Annotated in this window: 20 protein-coding genes; 16 read left to right on the forward strand and 4 right to left on the reverse strand. The window is 65.5% G+C overall.

Annotation, left to right across the window (positions count from 1 at the left end):
• Positions 1 to 153 precede the first annotated feature (153 nt).
• A complete protein-coding gene (locus RTQ46_RS11940; protein ID WP_312436795.1) occupies positions 154 to 2,358 on the forward strand; it encodes an EAL domain-containing protein in 2,205 nt (734 codons plus the stop codon).
• 12 nt (positions 2,359 to 2,370) lie between these two features.
• Here RTQ46_RS11940 and RTQ46_RS11945 read toward each other — a convergent pair whose 3' ends face one another.
• Positions 2,371 to 3,189 (reverse strand): IclR family transcriptional regulator, encoded by an 819-nt coding sequence (locus RTQ46_RS11945; protein WP_312436797.1) that lies wholly within the window; start codon positions 3,187 to 3,189, stop codon positions 2,371 to 2,373.
• 165 nt (positions 3,190 to 3,354) lie between these two features.
• Between RTQ46_RS11945 and RTQ46_RS11950 the strand changes: the two genes are divergently transcribed.
• Positions 3,355 to 5,703 carry a cytochrome P450/oxidoreductase gene (locus RTQ46_RS11950; RefSeq protein WP_312436798.1) on the forward strand — a complete coding sequence of 783 codons (2,349 nt, stop codon included), beginning with the start codon at positions 3,355 to 3,357 and terminating at the stop codon, positions 5,701 to 5,703.
• Between the two features lie 10 nt (positions 5,704 to 5,713).
• Here the strand turns inward: RTQ46_RS11950 and RTQ46_RS11955 are convergent, their stop codons facing one another.
• Together RTQ46_RS11955 and RTQ46_RS11960 are read right to left on the reverse strand one after the other, a co-directional pair.
• Positions 5,714 to 6,211: an AtaL-like protein gene (locus RTQ46_RS11955; RefSeq protein WP_312436800.1), complete on the reverse strand. Its 498-nt coding sequence runs from the start codon at positions 6,209 to 6,211 to the stop codon at positions 5,714 to 5,716.
• A 17-nt stretch (positions 6,212 to 6,228) separates the two neighbouring features.
• The gene (locus RTQ46_RS11960) at positions 6,229 to 7,110 is read right to left on the reverse strand and encodes an NmrA/HSCARG family protein (protein WP_312436802.1); all 882 of its coding nucleotides are present in this window, start codon (positions 7,108 to 7,110) and stop codon (positions 6,229 to 6,231) included.
• A gap of 103 nt (positions 7,111 to 7,213) precedes the next feature.
• On the opposite strand from RTQ46_RS11960, the gene RTQ46_RS11965 reads away from it, so the two are divergent.
• The 9 genes from RTQ46_RS11965 (at position 7,214) to RTQ46_RS12005 (ending at position 13,973) form a co-directional block, all read left to right on the forward strand.
• Positions 7,214 to 8,107, forward strand: a complete 894-nt coding sequence (locus tag RTQ46_RS11965) for a LysR substrate-binding domain-containing protein (RefSeq protein WP_312436804.1) — start codon at positions 7,214 to 7,216, stop codon at positions 8,105 to 8,107.
• 174 nt (positions 8,108 to 8,281) lie between these two features.
• The gene (locus tag RTQ46_RS11970; protein ID WP_312436806.1) at positions 8,282 to 9,151 is read left to right on the forward strand and encodes an urease accessory protein UreD; all 870 of its coding nucleotides are present in this window, start codon (positions 8,282 to 8,284) and stop codon (positions 9,149 to 9,151) included.
• 17 nt (positions 9,152 to 9,168) lie between these two features.
• Positions 9,169 to 9,471, forward strand: a complete 303-nt coding sequence (locus RTQ46_RS11975; RefSeq protein WP_312436808.1) for an urease subunit gamma — start codon at positions 9,169 to 9,171, stop codon at positions 9,469 to 9,471.
• 43 nt (positions 9,472 to 9,514) lie between these two features.
• A complete protein-coding gene (locus RTQ46_RS11980; protein ID WP_312436809.1) occupies positions 9,515 to 9,844 on the forward strand; it encodes an urease subunit beta in 330 nt (109 codons plus the stop codon).
• Position 9,845: 1 nt separating this feature from the next.
• The gene (ureC, locus tag RTQ46_RS11985) at positions 9,846 to 11,546 is read left to right on the forward strand and encodes an urease subunit alpha (RefSeq protein ID WP_312436811.1); all 1,701 of its coding nucleotides are present in this window, start codon (positions 9,846 to 9,848) and stop codon (positions 11,544 to 11,546) included.
• An 11-nt stretch (positions 11,547 to 11,557) separates the two neighbouring features.
• A complete protein-coding gene (gene ureE, locus RTQ46_RS11990) occupies positions 11,558 to 12,070 on the forward strand; it encodes an urease accessory protein UreE (protein ID WP_312436812.1) in 513 nt (170 codons plus the stop codon).
• The gene (locus RTQ46_RS11995) at positions 12,070 to 12,750 is read left to right on the forward strand and encodes an urease accessory protein UreF (RefSeq protein WP_312436814.1); all 681 of its coding nucleotides are present in this window, start codon (positions 12,070 to 12,072) and stop codon (positions 12,748 to 12,750) included. The genes ureE and RTQ46_RS11995 overlap by 1 nt, the downstream gene beginning before the upstream one ends.
• Positions 12,751 to 12,777: 27 nt before the next feature.
• Positions 12,778 to 13,416 carry an urease accessory protein UreG gene (gene ureG / locus RTQ46_RS12000; protein WP_312436815.1) on the forward strand — a complete coding sequence of 213 codons (639 nt, stop codon included), beginning with the start codon at positions 12,778 to 12,780 and terminating at the stop codon, positions 13,414 to 13,416.
• Positions 13,413 to 13,973, forward strand: coding sequence for a HupE/UreJ family protein (locus tag RTQ46_RS12005; protein ID WP_312436816.1), 561 nt, complete (start codon positions 13,413 to 13,415; stop codon positions 13,971 to 13,973). Before ureG ends, RTQ46_RS12005 begins: the two co-directional genes overlap by 4 nt.
• On the opposite strand, the gene RTQ46_RS12010 is transcribed toward RTQ46_RS12005, so the two are convergent.
• A complete protein-coding gene (locus tag RTQ46_RS12010; protein WP_312436817.1) occupies positions 13,970 to 14,578 on the reverse strand; it encodes a 1-acyl-sn-glycerol-3-phosphate acyltransferase in 609 nt (202 codons plus the stop codon). The two genes, RTQ46_RS12005 and RTQ46_RS12010, sit on opposite strands and share 4 nt — an antisense overlap.
• Before the next feature lie 265 nt (positions 14,579 to 14,843).
• On the opposite strand from RTQ46_RS12010, the gene RTQ46_RS12015 reads away from it, so the two are divergent.
• From RTQ46_RS12015 to RTQ46_RS12035, 5 genes are all read left to right on the forward strand, one after another.
• Positions 14,844 to 16,169, forward strand: coding sequence for a sigma-54 dependent transcriptional regulator (locus tag RTQ46_RS12015; protein WP_312436818.1), 1,326 nt, complete (start codon positions 14,844 to 14,846; stop codon positions 16,167 to 16,169).
• 370 nt (positions 16,170 to 16,539) lie between these two features.
• Positions 16,540 to 18,129 carry a hypothetical protein gene (locus RTQ46_RS12020; RefSeq protein WP_312436819.1) on the forward strand — a complete coding sequence of 530 codons (1,590 nt, stop codon included), beginning with the start codon at positions 16,540 to 16,542 and terminating at the stop codon, positions 18,127 to 18,129.
• Between the two features lie 101 nt (positions 18,130 to 18,230).
• Complete coding sequence (locus RTQ46_RS12025; protein ID WP_312436820.1) at positions 18,231 to 18,650, forward strand: hypothetical protein; 420 nt, start codon at positions 18,231 to 18,233, stop codon at positions 18,648 to 18,650.
• 5 nt (positions 18,651 to 18,655) lie between these two features.
• Positions 18,656 to 19,393, forward strand: a complete 738-nt coding sequence (locus tag RTQ46_RS12030) for a C39 family peptidase (RefSeq protein ID WP_409518323.1) — start codon at positions 18,656 to 18,658, stop codon at positions 19,391 to 19,393.
• A 43-nt stretch (positions 19,394 to 19,436) separates the two neighbouring features.
• Positions 19,437 to 19,937, forward strand: a complete 501-nt coding sequence (locus tag RTQ46_RS12035; RefSeq protein ID WP_312436821.1) for a hypothetical protein — start codon at positions 19,437 to 19,439, stop codon at positions 19,935 to 19,937.
• Positions 19,938 to 19,978 lie beyond the last annotated feature (41 nt).

Below are 19,978 nucleotides of genomic sequence, written 5' to 3' on the forward strand. Positions count from 1 at the left end.
GGATCGCATCAAAAAAATCGCGAAATACCGGCTATGGAGTGGTGCTAATTTGCAATGAAGATTATGATGATGGTACGTAGTTCACTGCAAAACGAGTCTTGTCCAGCGCGCAAGCTTCCGCTGCGCCTTATCCAGAGCTGAGAGAACTGCTACATGCATCGCGATTTTCCGGAATTGAATACCAAGGGCGAAGTACTGATCGTCGAAGATACCCCGGCGTCGCTCAAACTGTTGAGCGATCTGCTTGGCGGGGCTGGCTATGCCGTGCGCCAGGCGCCGAATGGCGAACTGGCCCTGTGGACGGCGCAGGCGCGTCCGCCCGACCTGATCCTGCTCGACGTGCGCATGCCCGGCCTCGACGGCTTCGAGGTCTGCCGGCGCCTGAAGGAGTCGCCCGAATTGTGCCAGGTGCCCGTGATCTTCCTGTCGGCCCAGCACGACACCGACGACAAGGTGCGCGGCTTTGCGCTGGGCGCCGTCGACTTCATCGCCAAGCCGTTCCAGGCCGAAGAGATCCTGGCCCGCACCGACGCCCATGTGCGGCTGCGCCGCGCGCAGCTGCAGCTGGCGCAGGAGCGCGCCACGCTGGAACAGCGCGTGGCCGAGCGTACGGCCGAACTGGAGCAGGTGGCCAGCACGCTGGCGCGCGAAGTCCAGATCCGGCGCGCCAATGAAGAACTGCTGCGCCTGTCGGGCCAGGTGTTCGAAGCGACCCAGGATGCGATCCTGATTACCGATGCGCGCGGCATTATCGTCGCCTCGAATCCTGCTTTCACGCGCATCAGCGGCTACACGGCGGCGGAGGTGCGCGGCCTCGACATCATGGACCTGCATGCCGCAGGCGAGAGCGACCTGCCTTGCCAGGCGATGCACCAGGGCCTGCGCAGCAGCGGCTGCTGGTCGGGCGAGGTGCAGACCCGGCGCAAGAGCGGCGACAGCTATCCCTGCCTGCTCAGCGCGACCACCGTCAATGGCCCGGATGGCGCCATCATCAACTACATCGGCGTGTTCCTCGACATCAGCGAGCGCAAGGCCGAGCAGCACCTGATCGATTTCCTGTCCTGGCATGACGCGCTGACGGGCTTGCCGAACCGCGCGCTGGTGCGCGAGCGCTTCGAGCAGCAGCGCCTGGCGGCTGCGCGCGACGGCCAGCAGATGGTGCTGATGTGCCTGGACCTGGACCGCTTCAAGAACATCAATGATTCGCACGGCCAGGCGGTCGGCGACAAGGCGCTGCAGGTGGTGGCACGCTTTCTCTCCAGCTGCGTGGGCGAAGGCGACACCGTGGCGCGCCAGGGCGGCGACGAATTCCAGATCCTGCTGCAGGACGACGCGCTGCTGGGCCGCACCATGGCGCTGGCGCAAACCATCCTGGCCGGCCTGCGCGAAGAACTGAACGTGGGCGGCGAGCACCTGGCGCTGACCACCAGCATCGGCATCGCCCTGTGCCCGGCCGATGGCGACACGCTTGACGACCTGCTGCGCCATGCCGATACGGCCCTGGTGCGCGCCAAGGAGATGGGCCGCGACCACTATGCGTTTTTCACCGAGCGCATGGGCAGCGATATCCGCGCCCGGCTGGCGATGCAGCAGCAGCTGCGCGGCGCGATCGCGCGCGGCGAATTCGAAGTCCATTACCAGCCGCAGATGTGCCTGAGCACGGGCGCCATGCTGGGCGCGGAAGCCTTGCTGCGCTGGGACAATCCGGTGCTGGGCAAGGTGCCGCCCAACCTGTTCATCGCGCTGGCCGAGGAATATGGCCTGATCACGGCGATCGGCGAATGGGTGCTCGACACTGTCTGTGCGCAGATCCGCGCCTGGCAGGGTGCGGGCCTGGGCAGCATCAAGGTGGCCGTCAACCTGTCGGGCAAGCAGTTCGCGCAGGACCGCACGGTGCCGTTTGTCGAGGCCACCCTGCGCAAATACGACCTGGCGCCGGGCTGCCTCGGCATCGAAATCACCGAAAGCACGGTGATGGGCGACCCGGACAAGGCGGTCGCCGCCTTGACCTGCCTGAAGGACATTGGCGTGAGCATCTCGCTCGACGACTTCGGCACCGGTTATTCCAGCCTGGGCTACCTGAAGCGTTTTCCGATCGACGTGCTGAAAATCGACAAATCGTTTGTCGACGATGTCACCACCAGCAGCAGCGACGCGGCGATCGCGCTGTCGGTCATCTCGCTGGCGCACAACCTGCACATGCGGGTGATCGCCGAGGGGGTGGAAACGCGCGAGCAGGTCGATTTCCTGCGCCGCCACGGTTGCGACGAAATGCAGGGTTATTATTTCAGCCGGCCGCTGGCGGTCGAGGCCTTCACGGCGCTGCTGCGTGAACACGGCCCGCTCTGCGCGACGTAAGCGCGGCTATGCTCAAGGGCTGCCGGCCGGCCCTTTGAAACCCATCGCGGCGCTGATGTCGCGCGCTTCCCTGACGACTGCCAGCCGGGCTTTGCCGCCCGGACGGATATCGAACATGCTGGCCGGATTGAGCGCCGTCAGCACTGCGCAGACGCGTCCCGCGTGGTCGAAGATGGGGGCGGACACGGCGCTGATACCCCGCAGCAGGGTATCGGTGATGCCCGCGCTGCCCTCGGCGCGTACTGTTGCCTGAAGGCGGGCGATGGGATCGCTGCCGCTCAGCGAGGCACGCTGTTCCGGCGTTGCACTGGCCAGTTCGGCTTCGGCCTGCCGGCGCATGCGCGCATCGTCCAGGTAGCCGAGGAATACCTGGCCGGTGGCCGACCACAGCACCGGCAGCACCGAGCCCTCCCTGACGTTGACCGTGACCGGCAAGCCCGGCTCTTCGAAACGCAGGATGGTCGGCCCCTTGTTGCCCATCACCGCCAGGAAACAGGTCACTTGCAGGGTTTCCCTGAGCCGCAGCAACGACCCTTCGCCCAGCCTGATCGGATGGCATTGGCGCAATGCCGCCAGTCCGATCTGGATCGCTTCCCTGGCCAGGTAATAGCGCTGGGTGGCAGGGTCCTGGGCAACCAGGCCTTCCTGGCTCAGGCTGGACATGTAGCGGTGCACCTTGGCCGTGCTTTCGCCGACTTCGGCCGCAATCGCCGTCAGGCTGGCCATGCCGTCGAGGCGCGCCAGCGCCTTCAGCACGCTCATGCCCATCTCGGCCGATTGCACCCGCTGGCGCCGTTCCGGTGTCTCGGACAAGGGATACTCGTTCTTCATGTATGTGCCGTGGCGCGAAGTCATAAAACCGCATTATGCCCGATCCGCAGCGCCAGTCGGAGCATGGCGGCCGCTGCGGCGCAGCAAAAAAAGCCATGTCAATATTACGGATAGCGTAGTACGATTACGCATTAAGGAGTAATTTGGACGACAAGGAGATCAATCTTGAGCAACGCTACTGTCAGCCCCAGTGCGGCGGTCTGCCCTTTCGGCCACGGCCCGGGCGCCGCCGGACAAACTCCCAACGGCGATCCGGTCAGCCCGCGGGCGGCGAACTTCGACCCGTTCTCGGACGGTTACCAGCAGGATCCGCCCGAATACGTGCGCTGGGCGCGCGAACAGGAACCGGTGTTCTACAATCCGGCCATGGGCTACTGGGTGGTCACCCGGTACGACAGCATCAAGGCCATCTTTCGCGACAATATCGCCTTCAGTGCGTCGATCGCGCTGGAGAAAATCACGCCGACCGGCGACGAGGCGAACGCGGTGCTGGCCTCCTACAGCTATGGCATGGGCCGCACCCTGGTCAACGAGGACGAGCCGACGCACATGGCGCGCCGCCGCGTGCTGATGGACCCGTTTACTCCCGGGGAACTGGCGCAGCATGAACCGCTGGTGCGCAAGCTCGCGCGCGAGTATGTCGACCGTTTCATCGACGACGGCAAGGCGGACCTGGTCGACCAGATGCTGTGGGAAGTGCCGCTTACCGTCGCCCTGCATTTCCTCGGCGTGCCCGAAGAGGACATGGATACCCTGCGCGAGTATTCGATCGCCCACACCGTCAATACGTGGGGCCGCCCCAGGCCGGACGAGCAGGTGGCGGTGGCGCATGCGGTAGGCAAGTTCTGGCAGTTCGCCGGCAAGGTGCTCGCCAAGATGCGCCTCGATCCTTCCGGTCCCGGCTGGATGAAATATGGCATCCGCAAGCAGGCCGGGTACCCGGACGTGGTGACCGACTCCTACCTGCACTCGATGATGATGGCCGGTATCGTGGCGGCGCACGAAACCACCGCCAATGCGACCGCCAATGCGTTGAAGCTGCTGCTGCAGCATCCACGCGCATGGCGCGAGATCTGCGACGACCCGGGCCTGATTCCGAACGCGGTCGACGAGTGCTTGCGGCACAACGGCTCGGTGGCGGCCTGGCGGCGCCTGGCCACCAGGGACGTGACCATCGAGGGCGTCGACATCCCGGCCGGCGCCAGGCTGCTGATCGTCACCTCGTCGGCCAACCACGACGAGCGCCACTTCCCGGACGCCGACCTGTTCGACATCCGGCGCGACAACGCCGGCGAACACCTGACCTTCGGCTACGGTTCGCATCAATGCATGGGCAAGAACCTGGCGCGCATGGAAATGCAGATCTTCCTGGAGGAGTTCACGCGCCGCCTGCCGCACATGACGCTGAGCGAGCAGACGTTTTCCTACGTGCCCAATACCTCGTTCCGCGGCCCGGAGCACTTGCATGTGCAATGGGATCCGGCGCGCAATCCGGAACGCGCGAACCGGGCCCTGCTCGACGTGCGGGTGCCGGTCCGTATCGGCGAGCCGTCGCGCCACGCGATCACGCGCCCGGTGCGGGTGGCCAGCGTGACGCCGGTTGCCGAAGGCGTCGTCAAGCTGCGTTTCACCGCGCTCGATGGCGCGGCGCTGCCACGCTGGACACCGGGCGCGCATATCGATATCGAGTGCGGCGCGCCGGGATTGACACGCCAGTATTCCCTTTGTGGCGACCCGGACGATACCTCGGCGCTCGAGATCGCGGTCCTGTGCGAGCCGGAGGGGCGCGGCGGCTCGGCCTGGGTCCACGCCAAGCTGCGCGCCGGCGATACGGTCCATATCCGCAGCCCGCGCAATCACTTTCGGATGGACGAATCGGCGTCCAAGGCGATCTTTATCGCCGGCGGCATCGGCATCACGCCGATCGGCGCAATGGCGCGCAGGGCCCGGACGCTCGGCATGGATTACGAGCTGCATTACAGCGGCCGCAGCCGCAAGAGCATGGCCTTTCTGGCCGAACTGGCGCAGTTGCATGGCGAACGGCTGCACGTCCATGCCGGCGATGAAGGGCGGCGCAACGACTTGCCGGCATTGCTGGCCAAGCCCGAACCGGGCACGCAGATCTATGCCTGCGGCCCGGCGGGCATGCTGCAGGCACTGCAGGACTGCTGCGCGGCCTGGCCTGGCGACGCCCTGAGAACCGAGCATTTCGTCGCCACCGCGACGGCGCTCGATCCCGCGCAAGAGCATGCCTTCGAGCTTGAACTGCGCGACTCGGGCAGGATCGTCGGCGTCAGGGCCGACCAGACCGTGCTGGCGGCGCTGCGCGCGGCCGGTGTCGCGGTGCGCAGCGACTGCGAAGAGGGGCTGTGCGGCTCGTGCGAAGTGCCGGTGCTGGCAGGCCAGGTCGACCACCGCGACGTGGTCCTGACACACTCCGAGCGGCAAGCCAGCGTGAAGATGATGGCTTGCTGTTCGCGCGCGGCGGGAAAAAAGCTGGTGCTGGCGCTTTGATGAGGCCCCTCTACGGCACTGCGATTGCTTCGCCTTGCAGCTTGCCTTCGGCGAGCAGGGCCCGGGTGCGGTTCAGGGTCGACAGCAGGGCGGTTTTGTAGCCCTGCTCGCTGTCCATCCAGGCCTGTTCCGCCTGCTCTTCCGGGCCGTTCGGCTGCTTGCCGCGCAAGCCGGTGTAGCAATAGAACTTCAGTTGCAGCGCGCCGGCGGCGTCCTCGAACAACTCATTGACGATCACGCCTTCGCTCGGTCCCGCCGCCTGGAAGAAGGACACCTTGCTGCCGGCGTCGAAACTGATGATTTCACGCAGGTCGGCACCGCCGATGGTGGCTTCCCGCACGATATGGCTTGCGCTTTCCTCGACAACGTCGCAGCGCGTGCACAGCCCGGGCGGCAGGAACAGGCGGGCATCGCGCGCTTTCCAGACCAGCCCGGCCCATGCCTGGGCGCGTGTCAGGGGAACTTCGCCTGCCGGATTGACCGGCACCGTAGCTGTCGAACAGATCATGATGGCACTCCTTCTCGTCAAATGGCTGGTGTCGTTTGGGTGGCAATCGCGGCGACGTAATCGCGGTAGTTGCGCAGCGGCCGACCCAGCATGGTTGTCAGGCGCGCCACGTCGCCGGCTTCCGGCAGCATGCCGTCGCTGAGGAAGCGTTCGGCCATCAGGCGCATGTCGTAGGCCATCCAGCCTGGCATGACGTTGCGCAGGTTTTGCTCGAAGCCGGCCGTGTCGTCGCCGGCATACGCGATCGGGCGCCCCAGCACCGCGGACCAGATGGCGGCCGCATCGGTGCCGGTCAGCGTGTCCGGGCCGACCAGGTTGATGCGTTCGATTGCCTGCGGGCCGTCCGCGTTGGCGCGGCGGAGCAGTTCGATGGCGGCGATTTCGCCGATGTCGCGCGGATCGACCATGGCCAGCCCTCTGGCGCCGATCGGCATCGGGTAGACACCGCAGGCCAGCACGGTGTCCCGTATCGTCAGCTCGTTGTTCATGAAGTAGGCCGGGCGCAGAATGGTGGCGGAAAAGCCCATCTGTTCGAGCATGCGTTCGACGCCGAACTTGCCGGCGAAGTGGGGCACGTTCAGGTAGCGGTCGCTGTGGAGGACGGACAGGTAGACGACGTGTTCGATTCCCGCTTCCCTTGCAAGGTTCAGCGCAATCAGCGCCTGGGTGAATTCGTCCGGTGTCACGGCATTGAGCAGAAACAGGGCGGAGGTGCCGGCGAACGCGCCGCGCAGTGAATCCGGATCCATCAGGTCGCCTTTGACGACGTCGACGCCGGCCGGAAAATCCGCCCTGGCCGGATCGCGCACGAGGGCGCGTACGCTGGCGCCGCGCTGGACGAGCTGGTCGATCACGTGGCGGCCGATGGTGCCGGTGGCACCGGTTACAAGCATGGTCATGATATTGCTCCTGGGGGGGTTGAAAAAGCAGATTCATCATAATCATTCCACCAAAGAGCCGAAAGCCAGTATATTTGGACATACTGTCTCGGAGGTGGAACATATGGATTTGCTGGCATTGGTCGATTTCAATCTGGTGGCCCGGCACGGCGGCGTGGGGCGCGCGGCGCGTGCCACCGGACGGCCCAAGGCGACGCTGTCGCGCCGCGTGGTCGAGCTTGAAAGCAGCCTGGGTCTGCGCCTGTTCGAGCGCGGCGCGCGCGTGCTGAAACTCACCGAGGAGGGCAAGGCCCTGCACCAACGCACCAGTGTCCTGCTCAATGAGATCGACGAGACGGCCGGCGCCATTGCCCAGGGCGGCACCCGTCCGCGCGGCCGGCTGCGGATCAGCGCGCCAATGCTGTTCTCGCAGGCAGCGATGGGCAAACTGGCGGCGGGCTTTGCGCTGCAATATCCCGAGGTCAGGCTGGAGGTGACGACCGAAGACCGGCCGGTCGACATGGTCGAGGAGGCTTACGACCTGGTGATCAGAGTCAATCCCGCAGCCGATGAAAACCTGGTCGGCCGCATCTTCCTGCGTGACCGGCTGCTGGTGGTGGCGCCGCCCGGCCTGGCAGCACCCGGCGCCGGGCATGCCGTGCCGGCCGTCATGCGTGGCACACGCCGTGAGCGCGCCGCCTGGAATGTGCTGACGCCAGCCGGCAAGGCGGTCATCGAGGTCGAGCCGGTGCTGTGCCTGGCGTCGCTGTTCATGGTGCGCGATGCGGTGCGGCTGGGCGTCGGCGCCGCGCAGCTGCCCTTGTCGCTGGTCAGCCATGACCTGGCCGCCGGCACCCTGGTCAGCTGGGGCGACATCGACGGCCCCGAGACCGCGCTGTGGGCGCTGTACCCATCGCGCCGCTTGCTCAGCGCACGCGTCTCGGCCTTCCTGGCCTACCTGCAGCAGGCGTTTCCGAGCGGCGCGCCCGATGAACTGGCCGCCTATATCGCCAGCTGAAAACCACGCGCCGTCGGCGCTTGCCGGCGCCACCGTGCAGCATGCGCACCACGGTGGTGCATCTGCTGCACGGTGGTGCGCCATTCTCACCCTTGCTTCGCCGCTGACGCTCCCGGCATTGGCATGCATCGTGCTTTGACAAGGCTTGTTGACCAGCCCACTCAAGCACCTGCCATGCCCGACTGCACCACCGCCGTTACTTCGACCGTTGCCGAGCCCTGCCATGGGGCATGGCAGGCGCAGCTGACGCTGGGCTTTGCCCTGCATGGCGGCGTCTCGCGCCTGCTCAAACGCCGCCACAGCGGCCCGCTGCGCGTGCAAAAGCCGCTGTATCCGGAAGGCGAGGCGGTCTGCCACGCCATCATTGTGCATCCCCCCGGCGGCGTGGTCGGCGGCGACCAGCTGCATGTCGATGCCGACGTCGGCGACGGCGCACGTGCATTCCTGACGTCGCCCGGCGCGGCCAAGTGGTACCGCGCCAACGGCCACGTCTCCGGCCAGCATGTGGTGCTGCGCGCGGGCGCCGGCGCCTCCATTGAGTGGATGCCGCAGGAAAGCATTTTCTTCGACCAGGCCTGCGTGCGCCTGCGCCATGAGGTGGAGCTGGCGCAGGACGCCAGCTATATCGGCCTCGATATCATCTGCCTGGGCCGCAGCGCCTCGGGCGAAACGTTTAACAGCGGCAGCATCAGCCAGCATACGCAGATCCGCCGCGGCGGCAAGCTGCTGTGGTGGGAGCAGGGCATGCTGGCCGCCGATGGCCCCCTGATGCACAGCGCACTGGGCATGGCCGGCCACAGCGTGTGCGCCACCCTGATCGCGGTCGGCGCAGCGCTGCCGGCCGCGGTGCTGGCGGCGCTGCGCGAGCTTGCCGTGCCCGATGGCGCACAGTTCGGCGCGACCCAAATGAAAACGGTGCTGGTGGTGCGATTGCTGTGCAGCGACAGCGAGGCGGCGCGCCGCGTGATGGTCGCGGCCTGGCAGCTGCTGCGGCCGGCCTTGCTGGGTCGCGCGGCCGTCATCCCCCGCATCTGGAATACCTGAATACGACAAGGAAAAACATGGATCTGACACCCCGCGAAAAAGACAAGCTGCTCATTTTTACCGCTTCGCTGCTGGCCGAGCGGCGCCTGGCGCGCGGCCTGAAACTCAATTATCCGGAAGCGGTGGCGCTGATCAGCGCGGCCATCATGGAAGGCGCGCGCGACGGCAAGTCGGTGGCCCAGCTGATGTCGGACGGCGCGCAGATCCTGACGCGCGACGACGTGATGGAAGGCATACCCGAAATGATCCCCGACATTCAGGTCGAGGCGACGTTCCCCGATGGCAGCAAGCTCGTCACCGTGCATAACCCGATACCGTAGTTTCACACTGCTAGCTACCAACACATTTTGACAGGAGCCGGACATGATCCCAGGCGAATACAGATTGGAAGAAGGCGAGATCAGCCTCAATGCGGGCCGTACCACGGCAACCGTGGTGGTCGCCAACCGTGGCGACCGGCCGATACAGGTCGGCTCGCATTTTCATTTTTTCGAAGTCAACCCGGCGCTCGCCTTCGAGCGCTGGCGCGCCTATGGCATGCGCCTCAATATCGCCGCCGGCACCGCCGTGCGCTTCGAGCCGGGCCAGCAGCGCACCGTGGAACTGGTGGCGCTGGCGGGCGAACGCAAGGTATTCGGCTTCAACGGCGAAGTCATGGGCGAATTGAAAGACACTCCACCCGGAAAGGAATGAGATGGCCAGTATTCCCCGCAGCGCGTATGCCGAGATGTTCGGTCCCACCACGGGTGACCGCATCCGCCTGGCCGATACGGAACTGTTCATCGAGATCGAACACGATTACGCCATTTACGGCGAAGAGGTGAAGTTCGGCGGCGGCAAGGTGATCCGCGACGGCATGGGCCAGTCGCAGCGCAATGCGGCCGAGGTGATGGACACCGTCATCACCAACGCCGTGATCGTCGATCACTGGGGCATCGTGAAAGCCGATATCGGCCTGAAGAACGGCCTGATCTTCGGCATCGGCAAGGCCGGCAACCCGGACATCCAGCCCGGCGTGACGCTGGCCATCGGCGGCGCCACCGAAATCATCGCCGGCGAAGGCATGATCGTCACGGCCGGCGGCGTCGACACGCACATCCACTTTATCTGCCCGCAGCAGATCGAGGAGGCGCTAATGAGCGGCGTGACCACCATGCTTGGCGGTGGCACCGGGCCGGCGGTCGGCACGGCCGCCACCACCTGCACGCCGGGACCGTGGCATCTGAACGCCATGCTGGCGGCGGCCGACGCGTTTCCGATGAACCTGGGCTTCATGGGCAAAGGCAACGTGAGCCTGCCGACACCGCTGGAAGAACAGGTGCGCGCCGGCGCCATCGGCCTCAAACTGCATGAAGACTGGGGCAGCACGCCGGCCGCCATCGACAACTGCCTGTCGGTGGCCGACCGCATGGATATCCAGGTGGCGCTGCACAGCGACACCCTCAACGAAGGGGGATTTCTCGAGCATACGCTGGCCGCCTTCAAGGACCGCACCATCCATACCTTTCATACGGAAGGGGCGGGCGGCGGCCATGCGCCGGACATTATTGCCGCCGTCGGTCAATCGAATGTGCTGCCATCGTCGACCAATCCGACCCGCCCATTCACCGTCAACACGCTCGACGAACACCTGGACATGCTGATGGTCTGCCATCACCTGGACCCGGCGATCGCCGAAGACGTGGCGTTTGCCGAGTCGCGCATCCGCCGCGAGACGATCGCCGCCGAGGATATCCTGCACGACCTGGGCGCGATCTCGATGATGTCGTCCGACTCGCAGGCCATGGGCCGCGTGGGCGAGGTGATCATGCGCACCTGGCAAACGGCGCACAAGATGAAGGTGCAGCGCGGATCGCTGTCGCCGGACAGCTCGCGCAACGACAACTTCCGCGTCAAGCGCTATATCGCCAAGTACACCATCAACCCGGCCATCACGCACGGCATCTCGCACGTGGTGGGCTCGCTGGAAGCGGGCAAGATCGCCGATATCGTGCTGTGGAAGCCGGCTTTTTTCGGCGTCAAGCCGTCGATGATTTTAAAGGGCGGCATGATCGCGGCGGCGCAGATGGGCGACCCGAACGCGTCGATCCCCACGCCGCAGCCGGTGCACTACCGCATGATGTTCGGCGCCTTTGGCGGCGGCCTGAAAAAATCGTTCACGTTTGTCTCGCAGGCGGCGTACGACCTCGATATCGCGCATCAGTTGAAGCTCAACAAATCGGTGATTGCGGTAAAAAACATGCGCGGCCTGCGCAAGCACGACATGATCCATAACGGCGCCACGCCGCAGATGGAAGTCGATCCCGAGACCTACGCCGTGCGCGCCGACGGCCAGCTGCTGGTGTGCGAAGCGGCGAGCAGCCTGCCGATGGCGCAGCGTTATTTTCTATTCTGAGCAGGAGACTTATGCTGACTTTGCATACCAAACTGGCGGCCACTGACGGTCACGCCGTGATAGCACAACTGGTGCTGCCGTACGACCAGCGCGAAAAATGCCGGCTGCGTGCCACCCTGTCCACCGGCGAGGAAGCGGCCGTATTCACCGTGCGCGGCACGGTGCTGCGCGACGGCGAACTGATGACGGGGCCGGACGGGCGCGTGGTGCAGATCGTCGCCGCGCGCGAGCCGACCTATCTGGTGCGCTGCGCGGACGCGCACACCCTGCTGCGCTGCGCTTTTCACCTGGGGAACCGGCACACGCAGGCGCAGGTGGGCGACGGCTTCCTGCGCATCCGCAAGGACCCGGTACTGAAGGAAATGCTGGAGGGGCTGCAGGCCAGCGTGACGGAAGAAAGCGCGCCGTTCGAGCCGGAGGCGGGCGCGTATGGCGGCGGCCACGGCCACCACGAGCACGGCCAGCATCTGCTGGCGCCGGTGCCGCTGCGCCAGAAAATCCACCGTCCCGGCGACGCCGCCTGATGCAGGCGGCGTCCCTGCTGCACCTGCTGCAGTTTGCCAGCCCGGCGCTGCCGATTGGCGCCTACAGCTATTCGCAAGGCCTGGAGGCGGCGCTGGAGACCGGCCAGGTGCGCGACGCAGCCACCGCCCGCCACTGGATCGCCGCACAGCTGGTCAATGTGGTGGCGCGCTGGGAAGCGCCGTTGTGCTGGCGCCTGATGCAGGCGTTCGAACAGCACGACGTTGAACGCGTGCGGCTGTGGAGCGAGCGCTTTATCGCTTCGCGCGACACGGCGGAATTTCGCGCGGAAACCATCCAGATGGGTTATTCGCTGACCAAATTGCTGGCGGAGCTCGGTGTGGCCGACGGACCGCTGATCGCCATGCTGCAAGCGCAGGATGAAGTGGCGCTGCCCACGGCCTACGCCTGCGCGGTGGCGGCGCTCGGCATTCCGCGCCAGGAAGCCCTGCTGGCGATGCTGTTCGCGTGGGCGGAAAACCAGGTGCTGGTGTGCGTGAAATCGGTGCCACTGGGGCAGGTGGCGGGCCAGCGCCTGCTGCTGTCGCTGCGCGCCGAGCTGGAAACGGCGGCCATCGCCGCGCAGACACTGGCGGACGACGAGATGGGCAACTGGACGCCGGGATTGTCGCTGCTGTCGATGCGGCACGAGGTGCAATACAGCCGGCTGTACCGGTCCTGAACAAATTTTAACGAGAGACTAGAAAACATGACATCGACAACCTCCAATCCGTTGCGCGTGGGCATCGGCGGGCCGGTCGGCTCGGGCAAGACGGCCCTGTGCGAAATGCTGTGCAAGGGCATGCGCGAACGCTACGACATGGCCGTCATCACCAATGACATCTACACCAAGGAGGACATGGAGATCCTGCTGCGCGCCGACGCCTTGCCGGCCGAGCGGCTGATGGGCGTGGAGACGGGCGGCTGTCCGCATACGGCGATCCGCGAGGACGCTTCGATCAACCTGGAAGCGATCGCACGCATGCAGGCCGATTTTCCCGACCTCGACCTGATCCTGGTGGAGTCGGGCGGCGATAACCTGGCCGCCACCTTCAGCCCGGAACTGTCGGACCTGACGATCTATGTGATCGACGTGGCCGGCGGCGAAAAGATTCCGCGCAAGGGCGGCCCGGGCATCACGCGCTCGGACCTGCTGATCATCAACAAGACCGACCTGGCGCCGCACGTGGGCGCAGACCTGGACGTAATGGCGCGCGACGCGAAACAGCAGCGCGGCAGCCGGCCATTCGTATTTACCAACCTGCGCAGCGGCGACGGCGTGCAGGCCGTGATCGATTTTATCCGCGAGCAGGGTTTGCTCGACCAACAAGGCAAGGAGATGCAATGAACAAGCGCTATCTGAAACACACGGCCGTGCTGGCCGCTTTTTCCCTGCTGGCGCTGCCGGCCATGGCCCACCCGGGCCACGGCGAGGCGGCCGGTTTCCTGACCGGCCTGGTCCATCCGTTCACCGGCATCGACCATCTGCTGGCCATGCTGGGCGTGGGCATCTGGGGCGGCCAGCAGCGGCGCGGCCTGGCGCAGCCAGCTATCTTTCTGGGCATGATGCTGCTGGGTGCACTGGCCGGCATGGCGGGCCTCGGCGTGCCGGGACTGGAAATGGGTATCGCCGCCACCGTCGCGCTGACCGGCATGGCGATCGCATTGGCCTTGTCGCTGCCTGCCTGGCTGGGCATGGGCCTGGTGGGCCTGTTCGCGCTGGCGCACGGCAATGCACACGGCCAGGAACTGCCGGCCACCTCGGCCGCGTTCGGCTTCATGCTGGCATCCGGCGTGCTGCTGCTGACAGGGCGCCTGATCGGCCAGGTGATGGCCGAACGCGTGGTGCGCGTGACCGGCGCGGCCATGACGGCGGCCGGGCTGGTGCTGATGGGGATGAATTAACGCGGCGGCTTGTCCGACAACACGATCGGGGCGGCATCTTCCGGATGCAGGCCCTGGTGTCCCGCATACACGGCGGCAATCGCCGCCATGTCGGCCTCCCTGTCGCCGGTCAGATATAAATGATCGACCACGCCCAGCACCTTGCTCGGGTAATCGATATACACCAGCAGCAGCGGCACTTTGGCCGCCAGCGCCAGGTGATAGAAGCCGCTGCGCCAGTTCGGGCGGTAGCTGCGCGTCGCTTCCGGCGTAATGGCCAGCCAGTACCAGTCGGCGGCCAGCATGCGCTGCGCCTGGCGTTCGATGGTGCCGCTGGTGGTGCTGCGGTCGACCGGTTCGCCGCCGAGGTAGCGCATCACTTTGCCCAGCGGGCCACGGAACAGCGAGTCCTTGGCCAGCCAGCGGAATGGCAGGTCCAGCGCCCATTTGGCGAACAGGCCGATCGGAAAATCCCAGTTCGAGGTATGCGGATATACCACCACGATGCCGCGCGGGCCGGGCAGGGGGCGAAAGCGCACGCGCCAGCCGAACAGCCGCAGCACGCGCAGGGCGCTGCGGCGGCGCCAGGTGGGCAGATCGTCAGGCTGTAAAAAATGCTGTTCCATGGAAGTCCTCCGTCCTTGAAGTCGATGTTTCGGGCTTGGGCGGCAGGCGCAGACACTTTCTACACAGCAAAAAAACCGCGCAGGCATTCTATCCGTGTAAAGCGGCCCCGACAAGCACGGCCGCACCTGTCCTTGCTTGCGCAGCATGCCGGACTCCACTGTGCAGCCCTTGCATCTGTTGTTTTTCAGTGCATGCGAGCAGGTCGTGCCGCACCAATTGCGCTGGCCGTTGTCTTACCAGAATCACAGGTTCGATGGAGGCAGAATGTTGGCAAAACAGCTGTTGTATATAGACTTGGGCGGTTCGGATTTTTTGCGCGACCTCGACATGGCATGCAAGGGCTGGCAGGTGCATGTTGTCAAGTCGCTGGCGGCGGCAGCGCGCGCCTTGCGCAGCCGGGCATATATGGTGGGCGTGCTGATGTCGTCGCTCGATGGACTGGAGCAGATCGACAGCTTCCTGCAGCAGCACTGGGCCACGCACTGGATCGGTGTATTTCCGCCGCGCATCTTGCAAACACCGGCCTGCCGGCGTCTGGTGCGCGACCATTGTTATGACTATCACACCTTGCCGGTCGATACGCTGCGCCTCCAGCATACGCTGGGCCATGCACACGGCTGGGCATCGCTGGGCATCATGGCCGATTCCGCGCCGTCCGAGGCACCGCAGTCCGACATGGGACTGAAGGGCGAAGGCGAGGCTGTCGGGCGCTTGCGCCGCCAGATCCGCAAGGTTGCGGGCGCCAGCGCGCCCGTGCTGATCTGGGGCGAATCGGGCAGTGGCAAGGAACTGACGGCGCAGGCCATCCATGCCTATTCTCCGCGCGCGCAGGGTCCTTTCGTGCCGATCAATTGCGGCGCCATTCCTCCTGGCCTGGCGCAGTCCGAACTGTTCGGCCACGAGCGCGGCGCGTTTACCGGAGCCGCGCGCGACAAGCCTGGCCTGATCGAGTCGGCCGCTGGCGGCACCATTTTTCTCGACGAGATAGGCGATCTGCCGCTGCCATTGCAAACCAATCTGCTGCGCTTCTTGCAGGAAAAAACCATACATCGCGTGGGGGCCACCCGCAGCATTGCGGTCGATGTGCGTGTCATTGCCGCGTCGCATGTGAATTTGCTGCGGGCAGTACAACAAGGCAGTTTCCGCGAAGATCTGTATTACCGGCTCAACGTGCTGGCGCTTGACGTGCCGCCCCTGCGCGAGCGCAAGGAAGACCTGATGCTGCTCGCACATCATTTTTTTTCCGCCTACATGACGGAGCGCGCACCGCTGGTCAAGGGGTTCAGCAGCGCCGCCACGCAAGCCATTGTCGAACATGGCTGGCCTGGCAATGTGCGCGAGCTGATCAACCGCGTGCGGCGTGCCATGGTGATGGCCGAAGGGCGCCTGATCGTCCCGCATGACCTGGGCCTGGCGCCGCAGCACCGCACGGTCGACGGACTCGATGGCTTGCGCCTGCGTGCCGATCGCGAGGCCGTGCAAGCCAGCCTGGCCAAGTCGGGCCAGAACATCAGCCAGGCGGCGCGCGAGTTGGGCGTATCGCGCATGACGCTGTATCGCCTCATCAAGAAACTTGACATTGCCGTATGACCTGGTGACAGATGGTAGCAGGGACAGTGTCACCACGTTGTCACATTTGCAGCCCTTCGTCACAAAGTTGTGACACCTTGCCGATGGCTTGAAATTCTCTGCAAGCCATTGATTAGGCAAGCTATTTTCAACGCGGAAAACATGCCTGGCAAGCGTGCTGCTGTCACAGTAACGAGACAGTCGCCATCGCTACTGCCGCCGGGCCAGTTGCTCGCTGCTCCCGCTACCGCCATCCGCCGAGAAAAATTCCTTTCAGATCAATCACTTGAACTTGAGTTGCCATCATGGCACCAAGTTTGCATTGCAACCGTTGGCCTGACCGTGACAGTTTGGCGCCAGCCTCCAGATCAACTTCAAATAGGGAACTGCAATGAAAAAAACTCTCCTCGCAGCCGCGATAGCGCTGGCCTTCGGCCTCAGCGCCCACGCGCAAGAAAAAGGCACGACCGTGGCCAACGATGTCTATGGCACCCAGACGGCCAGCAATGCATCGACCCAATCGGGTGCCGGACCTGCCGCTTATGACAACTCCAGTGCGACGCAGGACAATTCCTCCGATCAAAACAACGACAAGAGTACCAACCAGAACAACAGTACCGGCGAAGCCTCGGCCAGTGCCCTGGGTTCGGCTGCGGCCAACAATGGCGCAACCAGTACTGCCACCCTGACCAACGCCTTCAATACCTCGACCGCCACGGCGTCCAGTGAGCTCAGCGGCACGGTCTCGGGCAATACCGTCAGCAATATCGGCAACTATGCCACCAATAACGGCAATACCAATGGCGGTACCGGCAATGGCGGCGTGGGCGGCACGGCACAGGGCGGCACGGCCTCCGGGGCGGGCGGCCTCGGTGGCGCCTCCACCGGCGGTGCGGGCGCCAGCGGCGCCATCGGTGGCAACGCCACCAACGGCAGCGCCACCAATGGTCCTGCCTCGGTCGGCGCCAGCACGGCCGGCGCGGGCGGCGCCGGCGGCTATGCCCAGGATGCGGTCAGTGGTCCGGCAGGCGCCGGTGGCGCTGGCGGTGCCGGTGGTGCCGGCGCATCTGGCGGTGCCGTCAATGGCGGCGCCGGTGGCCAGGGCGGTGCGGTTGGCGATGCCACGGGCGGGCGCGGCGGTGACACCGGCTATGCGGCAGGCGGTTCTGGCGGCAGCAGCGGCGCCGGTACCGGCGCCAGCGGTGGCGCCGGCGGTGCCAGCTCCGGCGCGGCCGGCGGTGGCGGCGGCATCGGTGGTGCGGGCGGCGCGGCCAGCAATGGCCACACGGGCGCGCTGAGCGGCGCCGGCGATGGCACGTCGGGCGACGCCACCGCCAGCGGCGGTACGGTGACGGGCGGTGCAGGCGCCACCGGCACGGCGGGCGCCGGCGGTACCGACACGGCGGGCGCCGGTGCGGCAGGCGGCGCCGGTACCTCGGGCGATGGCGGGGCAGGCGCCACGGCGAGCACCACGGCAGGCTCTGGCGCCACGGCGACAGGCGGCACGGCGGGCGCAGGCGGCGCGGGCGCCGCGGGCACCAGCACCGGCGGCAATGGTGCTGACGGTGCAACCGGCGGCGCCGGCGGCAGCACCGGCACGGCGCAAAACACCGCTGGCGCAGGAGCGGCGGGCGGCGACGCCAGCAATGGCAGCGCCAGCAACGGCTCGCCAACCAACGGTAGCGCCACGGCAGGCAATGGCGGCGCCGGTGGCGCTGGCGGCGGCAGCAATACCGGTGGCGCAGGGGGCGACGGCGGCACCAATACGGCCGGCACCGGGACCGGCGGCGCGGGAGAAGGCGGCACCGGCGGCGCGGGCGGCACGGTTACCGTGGACGCGGGGACCTTCGACATGTCCAACACCATGACCGGTACGGCGCAGTCGGCGGCCGGCCTGCTGGTCATCAGCCAGAACAGCGGTATCTCCTCGCTGATTCAGCAAAGCGTGACGGTGCAGGCCAATCTGGCAGTGGGGCAATAAACACCTGAGCATCCGATGTTTCAGGTAGATAAGCTCCGCCTCGGCAGCGCTGCGGCGGAGCGTCGCAAGTCATAACAAGGAGTAACAGCATGCGACTTTCCTTGCACCCACTTTCCTTTGCCGGTCTCGTTTGCCTGTCGTCAGCGGCCCTGGCCGGGCAGGGCCAGTTGGCGATGTCCGTTTTTGCCGAGCCTGTCCGTGGCGTAACGGTTGCCGCTGCGCCGGCATCGCTCACGGACATGATGCCGTTGGCGACGGCATGGATCGATACCGGCACATTTGGCCTGCAGTCCGGCGAACAGGAGCTCGACCAGCAGCGTGGCGGAACGGACACCATTACCAACGAAGCCAAGCTGAACGGTTTTGTCACTGGCAATTCGGCCGCCTATGTCAACACGGGCGCCAATACCATCGATGGCGGGGCGTTCGCCAACGCATCCGGCATTCCGATCGTGATCCAGAATTCAGGCGCCAACGTCCTGATACAGAACGCCACCATCATCCATCTGCAGATGCGCTAGCCATGATGCCATCGACTCACCGCCTGCGCATCCACGCATGGCTGATACTGGCTGGTGCGCTCGGCTGTGCGTGGCCCGCGGTGCAGGCCACGGAAATTGCGGCCCTCGCTGGCGCGCGGTTCAACCTGCCTGTCGTCAGCATGCGCGAGGCGCGCTTCCAGCGCACCTTGCACCAGCAGTATGATTTCAGCTGCGGCTCGGCTGCGGTCGCCACCTTGTTGACACACCATTACAACGATCCCGTGACGGAACGATTTGTTTTTGAGCAAATGTTTATGCGCGGCGACCGGCAGAAAATACGCCGCGAGGGCTTCTCCTTGCTCGATATCAAACGCTTTCTTGCGGCGCGCGGCTTTGTCGCCGATGGATTTCAACTACCCTTGGACAAGCTCGCCGAGGCACGCTTTCCCGCCATCGTGCTGGTGGCTGAACGCGGCTACCGGCATTTCGTCATCGTCAAGGGCTTGAGTGCCGGCCGCGTGCTGATCGGCGACCCAGCCAGCGGCACGCGTGCCATGCCGCGTACCAGTTTCGATGCCATCTGGCAAAACCAGCTGCTGTTCGTGATACATGGCCGGACCAGCGGCCCCGGCGCGGCCGCCGCCAGCGGGCAAATGCAGGCGGCTCATTTCAACGATGCCGACGACTGGCGCGTGTCGCCGGCGGCACCTCTGGCGCAAGCGATCGGCCGTGGTGGACTGGATATGGTAACCCTGCCCAAGCATGAAGCGGGCGGCTTCTAGCGGTGCCGGGCGGGCGCCAGTGAAACATGAACAGGGAGTAGGCATGAACAAACGAATTGTGTCTGTCGCTGCAGTTTGCCTGGGCTCGCTTGCGGCGATGCTGCCCGCTGCTGCCGTGCCGCAGGCTGGCTGGGTGCCTGTCGGCGATGCGATGCTGGAAGAGGCGCGCGGCGGATTCGAGATGCCTGGCGGGCTGAACCTGTCACTGGGCGTCGAGCGCCTGGTCAGCGTCAATGGCAACGTGGTGTCCAGCGCCTCGTTCATGATTGCCGACGTGGCACGCCTGAGCGTCGAGGAAGCGATCCTGGCGCGCGCTGCGGTGGCGTCGATGAATGTCCTGCAGAACGGCGCTGGCAATGTATTTCTGCCCGGCGCGCTCGAGCAGACGATGGCCGGCACCGTTATCCAGAATACCTTGAATGACCAGGTGTTGCGTACGCAAACCATCGTTCATACCAGCGTCAATAGCCTGGAACTGCTGAAAATGGCAAATTTCCAGGATACCTTGCAGCAATCACTGGGCAGCGCAGCCGGTTCCCGCTAAGCCAGCGGCCATCACGCACAAGTGGTAGTGCGTTCACGTCA

The organism is Janthinobacterium sp., assembly GCF_031995485.1.
Taxonomy (GTDB): Bacteria; Pseudomonadota; Gammaproteobacteria; order Burkholderiales; family Burkholderiaceae_D; genus Janthinobacterium.